This is a genomic window from Pseudomonas sp. ADAK2 TE3594 (genome assembly GCF_053628675.1).
Map to the genome: position 1 here is coordinate 1,570,607 of NZ_JBRJGV010000001.1, position 17,278 is coordinate 1,587,884.

General features: G+C 60.7%; 13 protein-coding genes. 12 read left to right on the forward strand and 1 reads right to left on the reverse strand.

Annotated elements, in window-relative coordinates:
* Positions 1 to 69 precede the first annotated feature (69 nt).
* The 5 genes from AB7M22_RS07245 (at position 70) to AB7M22_RS07265 (ending at position 4,324) form a co-directional block, all read left to right on the forward strand.
* Entirely contained in the window at positions 70 to 1,401 is a 1,332-nt protein-coding gene (locus AB7M22_RS07245; RefSeq protein ID WP_454185711.1) for an MFS transporter, read from the forward strand.
* Positions 1,398 to 2,060, forward strand: coding sequence for a DsbA family oxidoreductase (locus tag AB7M22_RS07250; protein WP_454185712.1), 663 nt, complete (start codon positions 1,398 to 1,400; stop codon positions 2,058 to 2,060). The genes AB7M22_RS07245 and AB7M22_RS07250 overlap by 4 nt, the downstream gene beginning before the upstream one ends.
* The gene (locus tag AB7M22_RS07255; RefSeq protein ID WP_454185713.1) at positions 2,057 to 2,383 is read left to right on the forward strand and encodes a Rieske (2Fe-2S) protein; all 327 of its coding nucleotides are present in this window, start codon (positions 2,057 to 2,059) and stop codon (positions 2,381 to 2,383) included. Before AB7M22_RS07250 ends, AB7M22_RS07255 begins: the two co-directional genes overlap by 4 nt.
* A complete protein-coding gene (locus tag AB7M22_RS07260) occupies positions 2,380 to 3,390 on the forward strand; it encodes a YeiH family protein (RefSeq protein WP_454185714.1) in 1,011 nt (336 codons plus the stop codon). Before AB7M22_RS07255 ends, AB7M22_RS07260 begins: the two co-directional genes overlap by 4 nt.
* 370 nt (positions 3,391 to 3,760) lie before the next feature.
* The gene (locus AB7M22_RS07265; RefSeq protein WP_454185715.1) at positions 3,761 to 4,324 is read left to right on the forward strand and encodes a hypothetical protein; all 564 of its coding nucleotides are present in this window, start codon (positions 3,761 to 3,763) and stop codon (positions 4,322 to 4,324) included.
* A 166-nt stretch (positions 4,325 to 4,490) separates the two neighbouring features.
* On the opposite strand, the gene AB7M22_RS07270 is transcribed toward AB7M22_RS07265, so the two are convergent.
* Entirely contained in the window at positions 4,491 to 5,510 is a 1,020-nt protein-coding gene (locus AB7M22_RS07270; RefSeq protein WP_454185716.1) for an AraC family transcriptional regulator, read from the reverse strand.
* 356 nt (positions 5,511 to 5,866) lie between these two features.
* Between AB7M22_RS07270 and AB7M22_RS07275 the strand changes: the two genes are divergently transcribed.
* The 7 genes from AB7M22_RS07275 to AB7M22_RS07305 all read left to right on the forward strand — a co-directional run bounded on the left by AB7M22_RS07275 (position 5,867) and on the right by AB7M22_RS07305 (position 17,206).
* Entirely contained in the window at positions 5,867 to 6,433 is a 567-nt protein-coding gene (locus AB7M22_RS07275; protein ID WP_454185717.1) for an RBBP9/YdeN family alpha/beta hydrolase, read from the forward strand.
* Between the two features lie 127 nt (positions 6,434 to 6,560).
* A complete protein-coding gene (locus AB7M22_RS07280) occupies positions 6,561 to 8,573 on the forward strand; it encodes a DUF1302 domain-containing protein (RefSeq protein WP_454185718.1) in 2,013 nt (670 codons plus the stop codon).
* Between the two features lie 41 nt (positions 8,574 to 8,614).
* A complete protein-coding gene (locus tag AB7M22_RS07285; RefSeq protein ID WP_454185719.1) occupies positions 8,615 to 9,973 on the forward strand; it encodes a DUF1329 domain-containing protein in 1,359 nt (452 codons plus the stop codon).
* Positions 9,974 to 10,123: 150 nt separating this feature from the next.
* Complete coding sequence (locus AB7M22_RS07290; RefSeq protein ID WP_454185720.1) at positions 10,124 to 11,197, forward strand: WD40/YVTN/BNR-like repeat-containing protein; 1,074 nt, start codon at positions 10,124 to 10,126, stop codon at positions 11,195 to 11,197.
* Positions 11,198 to 11,228: 31 nt separating this feature from the next.
* Positions 11,229 to 13,745 (forward strand): efflux RND transporter permease subunit, encoded by a 2,517-nt coding sequence (locus tag AB7M22_RS07295; RefSeq protein WP_454185721.1) that lies wholly within the window; start codon positions 11,229 to 11,231, stop codon positions 13,743 to 13,745.
* Between the two features lie 7 nt (positions 13,746 to 13,752).
* Entirely contained in the window at positions 13,753 to 15,531 is a 1,779-nt protein-coding gene (locus AB7M22_RS07300; protein WP_454185722.1) for an acyl-CoA dehydrogenase C-terminal domain-containing protein, read from the forward strand.
* A gap of 31 nt (positions 15,532 to 15,562) precedes the next feature.
* Positions 15,563 to 17,206: a fatty acid--CoA ligase gene (locus tag AB7M22_RS07305; protein WP_454185723.1), complete on the forward strand. Its 1,644-nt coding sequence runs from the start codon at positions 15,563 to 15,565 to the stop codon at positions 17,204 to 17,206.
* Positions 17,207 to 17,278: the final 72 nt, after the last annotated feature.

The following is a 17,278-nucleotide window of genomic DNA, read 5'->3' on the forward strand; positions in this document are numbered from 1 at the left end:
ATGGCTTCCCGCTCGCTGCACTGCAACACGCTTGATAACAACAATAAAACGAAGCTTTGAGGAGGCTGCATGGCCTTTCACCCAATCGCCGCAGACGATGATGACTGCAGTGGCGTCGGCGTTGCGCGCAAGTACGCCTGGATCGTCTTTGCATTGACGTTCGGTCTGTTGATTTCCGATTACATGTCGCGCCAGGTGCTGAACGCGGTGTTCCCGATGCTCAAGGGCGAATGGGCCCTGAGCGACGGCCAGCTCGGCCTGCTCAGTGGCATTGTCGCGCTGATGGTGGGGCTGCTGACTATTCCCCTGTCATTGCTGGCGGATCGCTTCGGCCGGGTCAAGAGCCTGGCGCTGATGGCTTTGCTGTGGAGCCTGGCGACGCTGGGTTGTGCGTTGGCGCAGGACTATCAGCAGATGTTCATTGCACGGTTCATGGTCGGCGTCGGCGAAGCGGCGTATGGCAGCGTCGGCATCGCAGTGGTGATTTCGGTGTTTCCCAAACACATGCGTGCAACCCTGGCCAGTGCGTTCATGGCGGGCGGTATGTTTGGTTCGGTATTGGGTATGGCGCTGGGCGGTGCAATCGCCGCCAAGCTTGGCTGGCGCTGGTCTTTCGCTGGCATGTCGCTGTTCGGCCTGCTGCTGGCGGTGCTTTACCCGGTCATCGTCAAGGAAGCACGCATTGCGCCGCAACGTGCCGCCCAAGCGGCGAACAAGACGACTGCCGCGGTCAAGCGGCCGTTGCGTACGTTGTTTTCCAGCCGCTCGGTGATCGCTGCCTACATCGGCAGTGGCTTGCAACTGTTCGTCGGCGGCACCGTCATTGTGTGGATGCCCAGTTACCTCAATCGTTATTACCACATGGCCACCGACAAGGCGGGCGGAGTCGCCGCGATCATCGTGCTGTGCAGCGGTGCGGGGATGATCCTGTGCGGCATGCTCAGCGATCGACTGTGTCGCCATTCGCCGGAGCGCAAAGTCGCCTTGGCCATCGCCTATTGCCTGGGCAGTTGCCTGCTGTTGTCGGCGGCGTTCGCCCTGCCGGCAGGGCCTGTGCAACTGGGACTGATCTGCCTGGGCATGTTGATTGCCGCCGGCACGACCGGCCCTTGTGGAGCCATGGTTGCCAACCTGACCCATTACTCGGTGCATGGCACGGCCTTCGCCACGCTGACCTTGGCCAACAACATGCTGGGGCTGGCGCCTGGGCCGTTCATCACCGGCAGGGTGTCCGACCTTATCGGCTTGCAGGCTGCTTTTCAGCTGGTGCCACTGGTCAGCATCGCGGCTGCGGCCGTGTTCTTTTATGCCAAGTGTCATTACCACAAGGACATTGCCCGGCTTAAGGGCGAGCAAGTCCTCGATTCGATTGGCAAAGCGGCGTTAGAGGTGAAGTTGTGAGTGGTCGTTTACGTATTGATGTGTTTTTTGATTTCATCTGCCCGTGGTGCCTGATTGGCAAGCGTCAGCTGGAGCATGCGCAGGTACAGTTTCGCAGTCGCCACCCGGATGTGCAGATCACCACGGTGTGGCATGGCGTGCAGTTGCTGCCTCAGTTGCCGGTACAAGGTGAGCCCTTCGCCGACTTCTATCGCAAGCGTCTGGGCAATACCGACGCCGTGGCCATGCGCCAGGCCCAGGTACAGCAGGCTGCGGCGGCGGTCGGATTGGCCATTGACTTGAGCCGCATCGCGACAATGCCTAACACCGCAGACGCTCATCGTTTCTTCGAGCGTGCCTGCGAGCCAGGCAATGTTGCCCAGCGTGACATCTTGCTCGAGCGCCTGTTCGCCGCTTATTTCCAGAAGGGCGAAGACCTGGGTTGCCGTGAGACCTTGCTCGCGATTGCCCGCTCCTGCGGCATTGATGTCGAGGCGTTGACCGACTGCCTGATGGGTGACGCCACTCCATTTGCAGGGTCACTCGGGGCGAGCAGTGGCGTGCCGAGCTTTCAGTTCGACCGCCGCATGACGGTGGTGGGCGCGCAACCTGCAGTGGCATTGCTCGGGGCCATGAGCCAGGCACTGAAAGAAAGTGCTCGCAAGCGGCAACCGGTATGAGTCTTCGTATCCCAGTGCCTGCCGGAAAACTCCCGCAGGCGGGTGGTCGTGCGCTGTTCGAATTCGATGGCAAAAGCCTGGCGTTGTTCAACGTCGAAGGTGACCTGTTCGCCATCGACGACAGTTGCCCGCACCAGGGCGCCTCGCTGTGTGGCGGGCGCCTTGAGGGGCGGGTGATTCAGTGCTGCGCCCATGGCCTGCGCTTCGATTTGCGCAGCGGTTACTTGCTCAATTCAACTCAGCTCAAAGTTACCAACTACCCGGTCGAGATCATCGACGACCAGGCATTTATCGTCATCGTTTCCGAGGAGTCCGCGCCATGAGCGCCATCGCTCTCACCCGTATCCATAGCCGAACGCGCGAACTGGCGCCGGGTTTTGTCGTCAGTCTGATCGTGGCGGCGGCCGCGTCCTTTTTGTCCGAGCATTACGGTGCGCCGGTGATGCTGTTCGCGTTGTTGCTGGGCATGGCGCTGAACTTCCTGGCTGGTGACGGTGCCTGCAAGGCTGGCATCGAGTTCACGGCACGCACTGTGTTGCGCATTGGCGTGGCGTTGCTCGGCATGCGCATCACGCTCGAACAGATTGCCGCGCTGGGCTGGAAGCCTGTGGCGCTGGTGGTGATTGTGGTGGTGGTGACGATCGGTGTCTCGGTGATCGCGGCGAAGGCCCTGGGGTTCCAGCGTTTGTTCGGCATGCTCACCGGCGGGGCCACTGCAATTTGTGGTGCGTCGGCGGCGTTGGCGCTGGCGGCGGCATTGCCGAACCATCCGCAGAAAGAACGCGCGACGTTGTTCACGGTGATCGGGGTGTCGGCGCTGTCGACCCTGGCGATGATCGTGTACCCGATGATTGCCAACCGGCTGTCGTTGTCGCCGCAAGTGGCGGGCGTGTTCCTGGGGGCGACCATCCACGATGTCGCCCAAGTCGTCGGTGCCGGTTACAGCATGTCGACCGAGACCGGCGATACGGCCACGGTGATCAAGCTGATGCGGGTTGCCATGCTGCTGCCGGTGATCGTCTGTGCCGCGATGATTACCCGTATGCAAGGCGCCGACCCGGCCGGCAAACGGCCGCCGCTGCTGCCGTGGTTCGCCGTCGGGTTTCTGATTCTGGCTTGTATCAACAGCACCGGCTGGATAGCCCCGGTGGTGCAGGGATCGGTCAATGAATTGTCGCGCTGGTGCCTGGTGGTTTCCATCAGCGCCCTGGGCATGAAAACCCAACTCAAGGAGTTGGCGGCGGTGGGCATCAAGCCGATCCTGTTGATGGTGGGGGAGACGGTGTTCCTCGTGGTGCTGGTGCTGCTGTTGCTGCGCTGGGGAATGTAGGCACACAAAACAGTGGCGAGGGAGCAAGCTCCCTCGCCACAGGACTCCTCGGCCGGTGTCCATAAACACCGGTTCTTTTGCGGCGACTGTACCAGCAGTCGCCGCTTTTTTTTGGTTCATCACGGATTGCCGGGAAAGTCGTTCTTAATCCTCAAGCACACACCGGCCCGCGAGCCTTGTACCGACATAGAACTTGGCATGTTTTCCAGGGGATCTGTGCCGCCATGAAAGTAGTTGCGAGCGTTTTCAGATTGTGCTTTAAAAGATGGCCGCGAGCCGAAGGGTTCGTGGTGTGCTCCTGGACGGTGCGCTGGTCGAGTGAGGCGCAATGTCTCCAGGTCTTTTTGCAAAAACTAAAAGGATTTTAGATATGACGTCTCTTCAAGACATAAAACCTGAGCAGATCGATGCCCTCAACAAGCAATCACAGGCTGCCTTTGATGCACAAATCAAACGCCTGCGAGAGCTTTCCAATGCGAAGCCGGCGCTAGAAGAGGTCCTCCATCAGAACGTGGATCCGCAATCATTGTGTGGATGCGGGGAGCCGCAGAACATTTGCGGCTACTTCAACTTCGAAGGTTGCGGCGACGGTGGTTACTCTCATACCGAAACCATCCAGATTAGTGCGTCACCCGCCAAGATCGGACCAAATGCTCCTCAGCAAGGAGCCGCAGTGCGGTTCATCGGCCAGGCGACAGGTACGGGGACCGATATCAATCTTTCCGGTATCTACCTGCAAGGCAAGGTGCCTGATGCTGAGAACCTCATCGGCATCTCGTTGTTGCTGCAATTGTCGATTAGTCCAGGTTCGCTCACCCTGCACCTTTATGAAGGGCAGCGCCTGCTGGCCGTACTGGTCCATCCATCGCAATATGGCGGGAGCATTGGCGGGGAGTTCTCCGGCAGTGGGACCGGCTATTTCCAGTTGGCGTGATGTAGTCGACCAGGAGTAATCAGCCCGACGCCGGGTAAGAAAGCCCTAGCCTCAAACGCTAGGGCTTTTTTTTGGTTCTTTCCCGATAGTCCGTGAAGAACCTTTTTTTTGCATGCCCTGCGTCTGTTGCGTTCGATTCAGGGTTCGCTGGAGCCGGGCAGGGTGGTCAGGCCCGGGGGGCTTTGGCGGTGTGTTTTTGTGCGCGCCACGCGGCGGGCGGCATGCCGAACTGGGTGATGAACCAGCGCGTGAAAGAACTCGCCATGGAGTAGCCGAGCATGTCGGCGATTCGGCCCAACGAGTAATTCGGGTTTTCCAGGTAGCGCAGCACCAGATCGCGGCGCACGTCATTGATCAAGTCATTGAAGGCGCAACCGTCGTCTTTCAGGCGGCGCTGCAGGGTGCGTACGTTCATGCCCTGGGTCTGGGCGATCTGCTCGATGGTGGCGCGTCCCATCGGCAGCAGCAGGTAGATGGCTTTGCGCACCTCGAACAGCATCGAGGGACCTTCGTGGCTCAGCAGCGAGTCGAGGTAACTCTGGGCGTAGCGTGCCATGGCCGGATCGGCATTGGGGTTGGTCACGTCGAGGCTGGCGTCGGAGCAGACAATGCCATTGAACTCGCTGCCGAATTCCAGTGTGCAGCCGAACAGGCGGCGATGCAGTTGCAGGTTGTCGGGAGGCTGGTGCGTGAAGTTGACGCTGTAAGGGTGCCAGTGGCTGCCGAGCAGCGCGGCACACAGGCGGAACATCACGCCGATGGCCAGTTCGGTGGCTTGCCGGCTGGGCATCGGCGATTCGGTGACCACCTCTTCGCGAATGATCACCATCTTGCCGGCCTCTTCAATGAAGATGGCCAATGAATCGTTCATCAGATGACGGTAATGCACCACGACCTGCAACGCATCTCGCAGCGTTCGCTGGTGGCTGAGCAGCAGGCTGACCACACCGAAGTCCGAGAGCTGGCGCGACTCGGCCATGCTCAGGCCGAAGCTCTGGCAGCCACTGGCGGCGGCCGAATCTTCCAGCAGGCGTACGGCGGCATCAATGGGGATTCGGTGTTCGGGCGCTTGCAGCAGGGCTTTGCTCAGGCCGACGCCGGCCAGTACATCACGCGGGTTGAACCCCAGGTACTGGGTGACCTCCAGGTAGTTGGTCAACACGGCGGCGCGAACAAGCTTGGGCATGCGAAGGTCTTTCCTGGGCCGGTTGCGATTCAAATGAGCGTGGCGACTATATCCAGCACATCAGCAATTGAACAGTTGTGACGTTGTCGAGGGCGCTCGCCCAATTCTGTCCAGAATCACCTCCGTTGACGTGGCGCAATCGACGCTCACCCATTGATTACAGTGACCCACAGCGAAGCTGCGGGGTTTTGCGACCAGTGGTCGGGGCGCGTCCACACCTGGAAATCTGTCATGAAAAGAAAAGTGCCTGACGTCCAATGAAAAGCGCCTCGGGTGGGCGCTCTTTAATGTCAGTCCTACAAAAAGCCCCTGGCGAATAGAGCCAGTCGAGTCATCGAGAAAGCGAAGGTGTTGAAGTGGACAAACTGCAAACTGCCGCAACCGTTCTGATCGTACCGGGCCTGCGTGAGCACGTTGCCGAGCATTGGCAAACGTTGCTTGAGGCAAGGCTCTGCAAAGTGCGCAGTGTGCCGCCGCTGGAAACCGACAAACTCGATTGCGCCAAGCGGGTCGAAGCAATCCAGCACGCGCTGGAGCAGATCGAGGGGCCGGTGATTCTGGTTGCTCACAGCGCCGGTGTGCTGATGGTCGCGCACTGGGCTGCGCAGCACAGTCGGCCGATCAAGGGCGCGCTGCTGGCCACGCCTCCGGATCTCGATGCTCATTGGCCACAAGGCTACCCGTCCGCTGAAACCCTGCGCACCCAGGGTTGGAATCCTCTACCAAAAGGGCCACTGCCGTTCCGCAGTCTGGTGGCTGCCAGTACCAACGACCACCTCGCCAGCCTGGACGCCGTCACTCGCCTGGCTGAAGGCTGGGGCAGCGAACTGCTCAACGTGGGCGAGGTGGGTCATCTCAATCCGGCTGCCGGGTTTGGCCACTGGCCGCAAGCCGAAGCACTCATCCTGGCGCTGGATCACTAGTTCAGGCGCCGGTTGGCCCCAGCCATCCGGCATTTGCCCTCACTCCTGAAAAACGCAAATCCCTGGAACAAGGGTTGCGCGAGGGCGGCTGCGCTTAAAACAAATACAAAAAGGCGGAGACAACGCAATGCACAACAATAAGAGTCACGGGTTCGCACCCTCGCGTTACACCTTGTTGGTCTCGGCCATTCTGGCCGCCGCCGTGCCGGTCGCGCAGGCGGTCGAACTCGACACAGGTAACCCGGACTGGACCGTGCGTTTTGATAACACCGTGAAGTACAACTACGGCGTACGCACCGAAAGCGCCGACAAGCGCCTGTTGGCGACACCGAACAACAACGATGGCGACTACAACTTCCGCAAGGCCGGGACCAACATCACCAACCGTGTTGACCTGTTGACCGAAATGGATGTGGTCTATCAGAACCACATGGGCTTTCGCGTCAGCGCCGCCAGTTGGTACGACAAGGCCTACGAGAACACCGGTTCCAATTCCAACCCGTTCGTCAACGGCAATGACGCGCGGTCGGGTCTGGTCGCCAACGATCCGCGCCTGGCCGGGGTCACCGGCGACAATGTCGGCAATGGCAGCCCGCACCTGAGCAACTATGCCCAGCGTTACTACACCGGTCCATCCGGCGAAATCCTCGATGCCTTCGTGTTCTACAGCACCGAAGTGGGCGAGGAGTCGCTGTTGAGCGTCAAGGCCGGTCAGCACAACGTGTTCTGGGGTGAAACCCTCCTCAACCCTGTGCACTCGGTCAGCTATGGCCAGTCCGGCCTGGACCTGGCCAAACTGGCTGCCTCGCCCGGTACCGAAGCCAAGGAGCTGTTCGTTCCGCGTAACCAGTTGTCGATGTCGTTCACCGTCAATCCCGAGTTGACCGTGGGTGCCCAGTATTTCCTCGATTGGGACGCCGCGCGTCTGCCGGAAGCAGGCACTTATTACGGCGGTTCCGATCTGGTCGGCTTCGGCGCGCAGTCGTTCCTGCTGGGCAACACCAATGGCGTGGTGCCGGGCAGTCCGCTGGGTTGTGGTCTGGCGCCCTGCAACGGGCTGACCAATGTGCGTCGCGGTCACGACCTGACGCCGGACAAGCGCGGAGACTGGGGCGTGATGGCCAAGTGGTCGCCGGCCTGGCTGGATGGCACCCTCGGTGTTTACTACCGCGAAACCTCGGAAATCCTGCCGCAAGCCTGGTTGAACGCCACTGGGTTGACCTCGGCCAATCCCAACGGCACCCCGCCTGCCGGCATGGTGCCGGCCGTGGTCAACACCCTCAATTCGTTGAGCACCAGCACTTACCAACTGGCCTATGCCGACAACATTCAGATCTTCGGCCTGAGCCTGTCCAAGGATGTGGGCGGTATCAGTGTGGGTTCGGACCTGAACATTCGTCACAACATGCCGCTGGCCAGTATTCCCGCTGTTGTCAGCTCGACAGGGCCACGGGGTTTGGGCGCAGGTCTTGGCTTGTTGCCGGCCCGCACGGCGGCCACTGGGGTGATCTATGACACCCCGCAAAAGGGCGACAGCATGAGTGCCACCGGTGACACCTTGCACTGGACGCTCAACGGCCTGATGACCTTCCCGAAAACCCCGGTGTTCGATTCGGCCAGCCTGCTCGCCGAGTTGTACTACAGCAACCTGCTCAAGCTCGATAGCAAAAACGAAGCGCTCTACAAGGGCAATGACACCTATCGCGGCATCGACCAGCCGACCCGGGACAACTGGGGCATCGCGGTCAACTTCACGCCGACCTGGTACCAGGTGTTTCCCGGCGTTGACCTCAACGCACCGATGTCCATCAACGTCGGCCTTGACGGCGTGTCACCGGTGTCCGGTGGCGGTGCCAAAGACACTGGCAACTATGCCGTGGGCGTGGGTGCCGTTGTGTACAACAAATACTTCATCGACCTGAAGTACGTGGACTCCTTCGGCAAGACCGACAAGTGCGACGCCAGCGGTCTGAGCACCGGCGCGGCCAATGCCGGCAGCGGCGACGGCTCCACCCCCAATGCCTTTAGCGGCAATGAAAACTACGCCTGTTACGGCGGTGGCTACTCGGCCTTCTCCGGTGGAGGGGCCACGACTGAGGACCGTGGCGCCGTTTACCTGACGATGAAAACCACTTTTTGATGCACCACTGATTTGCTCAATGCAAGCAGGAGAATAACAAGATGAAATTCGCAAAAACCGTGTTGGCCGCTTCGCTGGCGATGGTCCTTGCCGCCCAGGCACAGGCCGCTGTTTCAACGCAGGACGCTGCCAGGTTGGGCAGCAGCCTGACCCTGGTGGGCGCCGAAAAGGCCGGGAACGCTGATGGTTCCATCCCCGCCTACGACGGTGGCCTGACCACGCCGCCGGCCAGTTTCAAGTCCGGTGACAGCATGCGTCCGGATCCCTTCGTCAACGAAAAACCGTTGCTGGTGATCGATGGCAAAAACGTCGATCAGTACAAGGGCTTGCTCAGTGCAACCACGGCGGAACTGGCCAAGCGTTTCCCGAGTTTCCATGTCAATGTCTACCCGACCCACCGCACCGTCTCGTTGCCCAAGGCGGTGCTGGACAATGGCGTGAAAAACGCCACCGGTGCCAAGTCCCTTGAAGGTGGGTTGGCTGTCGATAACGTACTGCCCGGCGTGCCGTTCCCGATTCCGCAGTCGGGCAACGAGGCCATGTGGAACTTCCTGTTGCGTTTTCAAGGCGTCAGCATCAATTCCAAGTACGACTCCTGGAACGTCGACTCCGCTGGCGTGCCGACGCTGGCGACCACCGGGCAGGCGTTCATTTCCTATCCGATCTACGAGAACCTGGCGCAGCCGATCAGCAGCGCCGACGTGTACTACCAGATGAAGCTGTCTTATACCGGCCCTGCGCGCCGGGCCGGTGAAGCGGTGATGCTCAAGGACGCCGCCAACCCGCTGCAGCAACCGCGCCGCGCCTGGCAATACTTGCCTGGCCAGCGTCGGGTCAAACTGGCACCGAACCTGGCCTACGACACGCCTAACCCTGGCACCGCCGGCGCCGGCACCTACGACGATGTTTTCGTGTTCAACGGTGCACTGGACCGCTACGACTGGAAGCTGGTGGGCAAGCAGGAAATGATCGTGCCCTACAACACCTACAAGCTGACCTACGCCCAGGACCCCAAGTCGCTGACCACCGCCAATCACCTGGCTCCCGATTACGTGCGTTGGGAAAAACACCGGGTGTGGGTGGTGGAGGGCAACCTCAAGTCCGGCGCCCGGCACATCTATCAGAAGCGTCGTTTCTATCTCGATGAAGACAGCTGGACCGCTCTGGCCTCTGACCAATATGACGCCCGTGGTCAGCTGTACCGTGGCTCCTTCGCGTTCCTCAGCCAGAGCTACGACAAGCAGACCCCGGATTCCACGCCCTTCATGATCTACGACCTGGTGGGTGGCTCCTACAACATCAATGGCGTGGTCGGGCCTTACGGCGGCATCAAGTACATCGATCCGCTCTCCAAGGCGCAGTGGTCGCCTGAGTCCCTGGCCGGTAGCGGGATTCGCTAGGCAAATCGTGACAAAGCGTCCGTTCGGTCCAGTGCCTACCAGGCAGGGGACCGCACGACGGTCGGCGCATGCCGATCGTTTCGGGCGCCAAGTTGGAACGTCAGGCACACGGACGTGTGTCCCGGCGCGGTTTTCCGAAGAGGACGCGGTATGTGTTCGTACAAAAACTATCTGCAACTGGCGCTCGGCGCTCTGCTTGCAATGTCGCAGGGCCTGAGCCAGGCGTCCGCTTATGTCGACGTGCTGGATCTGCCGGCCAGTGTCAGCGCCTTGGCCGTCAACAGTCCGTTATCCGGCATGGCCCGCGCCGGCGATCGTCTGGTCGCAGTCGGGCAGCGTGGCCACATTCTGTATTCCGATGATGCCGGTAAACACTGGCAGCAGGCCGCGGTGCCGGTCAGTGCCGACCTCAATGCCGTGAGTTTTCCTTCCGCCACCCAAGGCTGGGCGGTGGGCGGTGACGGCGTGGTGTTGCACAGCAACGACGCAGGTGCGACCTGGCACAAGCAACTGGACGGCCGCGAGATTGGTGCCTTGCTGGTCAAGCATTACAGCGCGTTGGCCCGTGCAGAACCGGGCAACGAACAATGGCCACTGCGGGTCGCCGAAGGTGAGCGCCTGATGGCGCAGGGCGCCGATAAACCGTTGCTCGATGTCTGGTTCGCCAACGATCGCCTCGGCTATGTGGTCGGGGTGTTCAACCTGATCCTGCGCACCGAAGACGGCGGCCAGAGCTGGACGCCGTTTCAGGACCGCACCGACAACTCGCAGGGATTTCACCTCAACGCCATCGCCTCTACCGGCGATGCGCTGTACATCGCCGGCGAGCAGGGCTTGTTGCTGAAATGGGACGACGCCCAACAGCGCTTCGCCGCTGTGCAGACACCCTATCAGGGCAGTTTTTTCGGTGTGCTCGGCAAGCCCGGGGAAGCGCTCGTCTACGGCTTGCGCGGCAATGTGCTGCGCAGCACCGATGGCGGTTTCAGCTGGACCCCGCTGGACAGTGGCCTGCACGTCAGCATCACCGCCGGCATCGTCGATGCCCATGGCAATTATCGCTTATTCACCCAGGGCGGGCAGATGCTGGTCAGCCAGGGCGCAGGCGCGCAATTGCATCTGGTTCAGCAACGGGCACCGACACCGGTGACCGGCGCCACTCAGTCCGCCGACGGTGCGCTGGTGGTGGTTGGCAGCCGTGGTGCACGGACGCTGTCCGTTGAATAAGCCCTCGAACCCTTAGAGCGAGAACCCAGACATGGGCAATATCAAACAAGAAACCATGCCGGTGATCCGCGATCTGCGGGATTTCGACCGCCATTCCGGCAACCGGCTGGAGCGGCTGGTGTTCAACTACCGTCCGTTGTTCATGCTGCTAATGGCGCTGGCCACCGTGGTGTTGGGCTACATGGCCGCGACTCGTCTGGAGCTGCGTCCAAGCTTCGAAAAGATGATTCCGCAGAGCCAGCCGTACATCCAGAATTTCCTGGAAAACCGTCAGTCGCTGCGCGGTCTGGGCAACTCGGTACGGGTGGTGGTGGAGAACACCCAGGGCGATATTTTCGATCCCGCTTATCTCGACGTGCTCAAACAGGTCAACGATCAGTTGTTCGTCACCGAAGGCGTGGACCGTGCCTGGATGAAGTCGTTGTGGAGCCCGGCGGTGCGCTGGACCGAAGTCACCGAGGAAGGGTTCCAGGGTGGCCCGGTGATGCCCGATACCTATGAGGGCAAGCCTGAGCAAATAGAACAGCTGCGCCAGAACATTTCCCGCGCCGGGATCGTCGGCAGTCTGGTGGCCAGCGACTACAAATCGAGCATGCTGATCGTGCCGCTGCTGGACAAGGCTACGGCCAGCGGTCAGCGCATCGACTACCACGCTTTTTCGCAAATGCTCGAGGAGCAGTTGCGCGACAAGATCGAGTTCGCTGGCGATAGCGCTGCACGCAAGGCCGGGGAGGAGGGCAAGGGCCAATACAAAGTCCGGGTGATCGGTTTCGCCAAACTGATGGGCGACCTGATCGACGGCCTGATTCAGGTGATGATGTTCTTCGGCCTGGCCGTCGTCACTTCGCTGATCATCATCTACGCCTACACCCGATGCGTGCGCAGCACCTTGCTGGTGGTCGGCTGCTCGCTGATTGCGGTGGTCTGGCAACTGGGCATCGTCGCCTGGCTCGGCTATGCCATCGACCCGTACTCGGTGCTGGTGCCGTTCCTGATTTTCGCCATCGGTGTGTCTCACGCGGCGCAGAAGATGAACGGCATCATGCAAGACATCGCCCGTGGCACCCACAGACTGATCGCCGCACGCTACACCTTCCGCCGTCTGTTCATTGCCGGCGTCACCGCATTGCTGGCCGACGCTGTCGGGTTCGCGGTGCTGATGCTGATCGATATTCCGGTGATCCGCGACCTGGCGATCACCGCCAGTATCGGCGTGGCGGTGCTGATTTTCACCTCGCTGTTGCTGATGCCGGTGGCGCTGTCTTATGTCGGCGTCGGCGCCAGGGCTGCCGAGCGTGCGCTGAAAATCGACACCCGCGCAGAAGGGCACAAAGGCTTCGGCAAACTGTGGGACTTGCTCGACCGTTTCACCACGCGCAAGTGGGCCACGGGGGCGGTATTGGTCGCGGTGCTGATGGGCATCGGCGGCTTCATGGTCAGCTTGCAGCTGAAGATCGGCGACCTGGAAAGTGGTGCACCGGAGCTGCGTGCCGACTCTCGCTACAACCGTGACAACGCCTACATCACCAGCCACTACGCGCTGTCCAGCGACCTGTTCGCGGTGATGATCAAGACCGCGCCGGAAGGCTGCTTGAACTACAAGACGCTGATCCTCGCCGACCGTCTGGCCTGGGAGCTGCAGCAGTATCCGGGCGTACAGGCCACGGCGTCGTTGGTCAACGCGGTGCGCCAGATCACCGCCGGTACTTATGAAGGCAACCCCAAGCTCAACAGCATCCAGCGCAATCAGGACGTGCTGAACTACGCCGCGCAGCAAGCCTCGGTCAACTCCCCGGAGTTGTTCAACACCGATTGCTCGTTGATGCCGGTGATCACCTTCCTCAAGGATCACAAGGCCGAGACCCTGGATGCCGTGGTGGGCATCGCCGAAAAGTTCGCCCGGGAGAACAACAGTGAAGATCGCCAGTTTCTGCTGGCGGCCGGGTCGGCCGGGATTGAAGCAGCGACCAACATTGTGGTGCGCGAGGCTAACCGCACCATGCTGCTTTACGTCTATGCGGCGGTGACGTTGTTCTGCCTGATCACCTTCCGCAGCTGGCGCGCAACCCTGGTCGCCTTGTTGCCACTGGTGCTGACTTCGATCCTTTGCGAGGCGTTGATGGTGGCCATGGGCATTGGCGTGAAAGTCGCGACCCTGCCGGTGATCGCATTGGGTGTGGGCATCGGCGTGGACTACGCCTTGTACCTGCTCAGCGTGCAGTTGCATTACCAGCGCCAGGGCCTGCCGCTGAGTCAGGCTTATCGCAACGCCGTGTCATTTACCGGCCGGGTGGTGGGCCTGGTGGGCATCACCCTGGCAGCCGGCGTGGTGTGCTGGGTCTGGTCGCCGATCAAGTTCCAGGCCGACATGGGCATCCTGCTGACCTTCATGTTCCTGTGGAACATGCTCGGCGCGCTGATCCTGATTCCCGCCCTGTCGTACTTTTTGCTGCGTCACCCCGTTGCGCAAGCGCGTTTGGCGCAAACCGGTGAAACCGGTACATCCCAACGTCAGGACATGTCGCATGCCCTGACCATTCCCGAGTAAGCCAACAATGTCTGATTACAAAGCTCCTTTGCGCGACATGCGCTTCGTACTCAACGAGGTCTTCCAGGTGTCCCGGCTGTGGGCCCAATTGCCTGGCCTGGCCGAGGTGATCGATGAAGAAACGGCCGCCGCGATCCTTGAAGAGGCCGGCAAAATCAGTGGCGAAGTTATCGCACCGCTGAACCGCACCAGCGACGAGCAGGGCTGCACCTGGAGCAATGGAGCGGTCACGGCGCCGGACGGTTTTGTCGCGGCCTATCAGGCATTCGCCGAAGGCGGTTGGGTGGGTGTTGGCGGTGATCCGCAGTTCGGTGGCATGGGCATGCCCAAGGCGATTTCGGCGCAGGTCGAAGAGATGGTCAACTCGGCGAGCCTGTCGTTCGGCCTGTACCCGATGCTGACCGCCGGTGCGTGCCTGTCGATCAATGCCCACGCCAGTCAGGAACTCAAGGAACGCTATCTGCCGAACATGTACGCCGGCACCTGGACCGGTTCCATGTGCCTGACCGAGGCGCATGCCGGCACGGACCTGGGCCTGATTCGCACTCGCGCCGAACCCCAGGCCGACGGCAGTTTCAAGATCAGCGGCAGCAAGATCTTCATCACCGGCGGCGAGCACGACCTGACCGAAAACATCATTCATTTGGTACTGGCCCGATTGCCGGATGCTCCGGCCGGTCCTAAGGGGATTTCGCTGTTTCTGGTGCCCAAGGTGCTGGTCAATGCCGATGGCTCGCTGGGTGAACGCAACTCGCTGTCCTGCGGTTCCATTGAGCACAAGATGGGCATCAAGGCCTCCGCCACCTGCGTGATGAACTTTGACGAGGCGACCGGCTGGATCGTCGATGCGCCGAACAAAGGCCTGGCGGCCATGTTCACCATGATGAATTACGAACGCCTTGGCGTGGGCATCCAGGGCCTGGCGTTGGGTGAGCGCTCGTACCAGAACGCGGTCGAATACGCCCGTGACCGTCTGCAAAGCCGTTCGCCGACGGGCGCGCAGAATAAGGACAAGGCCGCCGACCCGATCATCGTGCACCCGGATGTACGACGCATGTTGTTGACCATGAAAGCCTTGAACGAGGGCGGGCGTGCGTTCTCCAGCTACGTGGCCCTGCAACTGGACACCGCCAAGTACAGCGATGACGCGCCAACCCGCACCCGTGCCCAGGAACTGGTGTCGCTGCTGACCCCGGTGGCCAAGGCGTTCCTCACCGACATGGGGCTGGAAACCACGGTGCACGGCCAGCAGATCTTCGGCGGCCACGGTTACATTCGCGAATGGGGCCAGGAGCAATTGGTTCGCGATGTGCGCATCACCCAGATCTACGAAGGCACCAACGGTATCCAGTCACTGGATTTGGCCGGGCGCAAAATCGTCGGCAGTGGCGGGGCGCTGTACCGGCTGTTCGCTTCGGAAATCCGCAACTTTACCGCCAATGCCTGCGCTGACCTCGGTGAGTTCACCAAACCGTTGAACGCCGCCGTCGACACCCTCGACGAACTGACCGCATGGCTGCTGGACCGAGCCCAGGGCAACCCGAATGAAATCGGCGCGGCTTCGGTCGAGTACCTGCACGTGTTCGGCTACACCGCGTACGCCTACATGTGGACGCGAATGGCCAAGGCTGCCATGAGCACGCATTCCAAGGACGCGTTCTATGCCAGCAAACTGGCCACCGCGCGCTTCTACTTCGCCCGTCTGCTGCCACGCATCCACTCGTTGAGCGCATCGGCCAAGGCTGGCAGCGAATGCCTCTATCAATTGGATGCAGAGCAGTTCTGAGCCCACGTAAAAAGGACCGGGAACCCCAACCATGATGGCGACAAAAATAATTCCGCCCGCCGATGGCGCCTATGCCTATCCCTTGCTGATCAAGCAATTGTTGCTGTCCGGCGTACGCTACGAACCGGGCAGGGAAATCGTCTACGCCGACAAACTGCGCTACAGCTACCAGACCCTCAACCGGCGGATCCGCCGGCTGGCCAACGCCTTGACCGCTGCCGGCGTGAAGGCTGGAGATACGGTGGCCCTGCTCGACTGGGACAGCCATCGCTACCTGGAATGCTTCTTTGCCGTACCGATGATCGGCGCGGTGCTGCATACCGTGAACATTCGTCTTTCGCCGGATCAGGTGCTCTTCACCATGAACCATGCCGAGGACGACCTGGTGCTGGTGCATGATGATTTCCTGCCGCTGGTTGAACAGATTCAGGGCCGGCTTGAAACCGTCAAAGGCTACCTGCAGCTCACGGACGACATAGCCACTCGCACGTCGCTACCGGTGCTGGGGGAATATGAAAACCTGTTGGCCGGGACCGCAGACCAGTACGACTTTCCCGATTTCGATGAAAACTCGGTGGCGACTCTTTTCTACACCACGGGCACCACCGGCGACCCTAAAGGCGTGTATTTCACCCACCGCCAATTGGTCCTGCACACCTTGAATGCCGTGGGCACTTTGGGCGTCTATCAGGGGGTGCCGCTGCTGCGCTCCGATGATGTCTACATGCCGATCACACCGATGTTCCACGTGCATGCCTGGGGTGTGCCCTATGTCGCCACCCTGATGGGGCTCAAGCAGGTGTACCCCGGCCGCTACGAACCCAACAGCCTGGTCAGGCTGTATCGTGAGGAGAAGGTCACTTTTTCCCATTGTGTACCGACCATTTTGCAAATGATCCTGAGCTGTGAGGAAGCGGCACAGACCCGTTTTGATGGCTGGAAAATGCTTCTGGGCGGCAGCGCACTGACGCTGGGAATTGCCAGTGAAGCGAGTGCCAAAGGTATTCAGGTGCACAGTGGTTATGGCATGTCGGAAACCTGCCCATTGCTGTGCCTGACCTACCTGCGTGATAAGGACCTCGAACAGTCCACGCAAGCCCAACTGGCCACCCGCATCAAGACTGGCACGCCGGTGCCGATGGTCGACCTGAAAATCATCGATGCCAATGGCAACGACGTTGCCCATGACGGCGAGTCTCTGGGCGAGATCGTGGTGCGCGCACCCTGGCTGACCCAAGGCTATTTGAAGGAGCCCGAAAAGGGTGCCGAGCTGTGGCACAACGGTTGGATGCACACCGGCGATCTGGCCTCCATCGACGCCTTGGGCGGGGTGGAAATCAAAGATCGAATCAAGGATGTTATCAAGACGGGCGGGGAGTGGATCAGCTCCCTGGAACTGGAAAGCCTGATCAGCGAACACACGGCGGTGAAGTCGGTCGCGGTCGTGGGCATTGCCGATGAGCAATGGGGCGAACGGCCGATGGCACTGGTGGTGTGCGAGCCGGGGCAATATCTCGACCGCAAGATCCTCGAGGCGCACCTGCAAGGGTTTGTCGAGCGTGGCCGCATCAACAAATGGGCGATCCCCAAACAGTTCAAGTTCGTCGCCGAGATCCCTAAAACCAGCGTCGGGAAGATTGATAAGAAACTGATCCGGCAAAGTGAATTGGGGTGAAAGACGCGGCGCCCCTGTGCCAATTTCGTCATCTGCGGCGCCCAAACCCATCAAGCCACATCTCTGTGGATA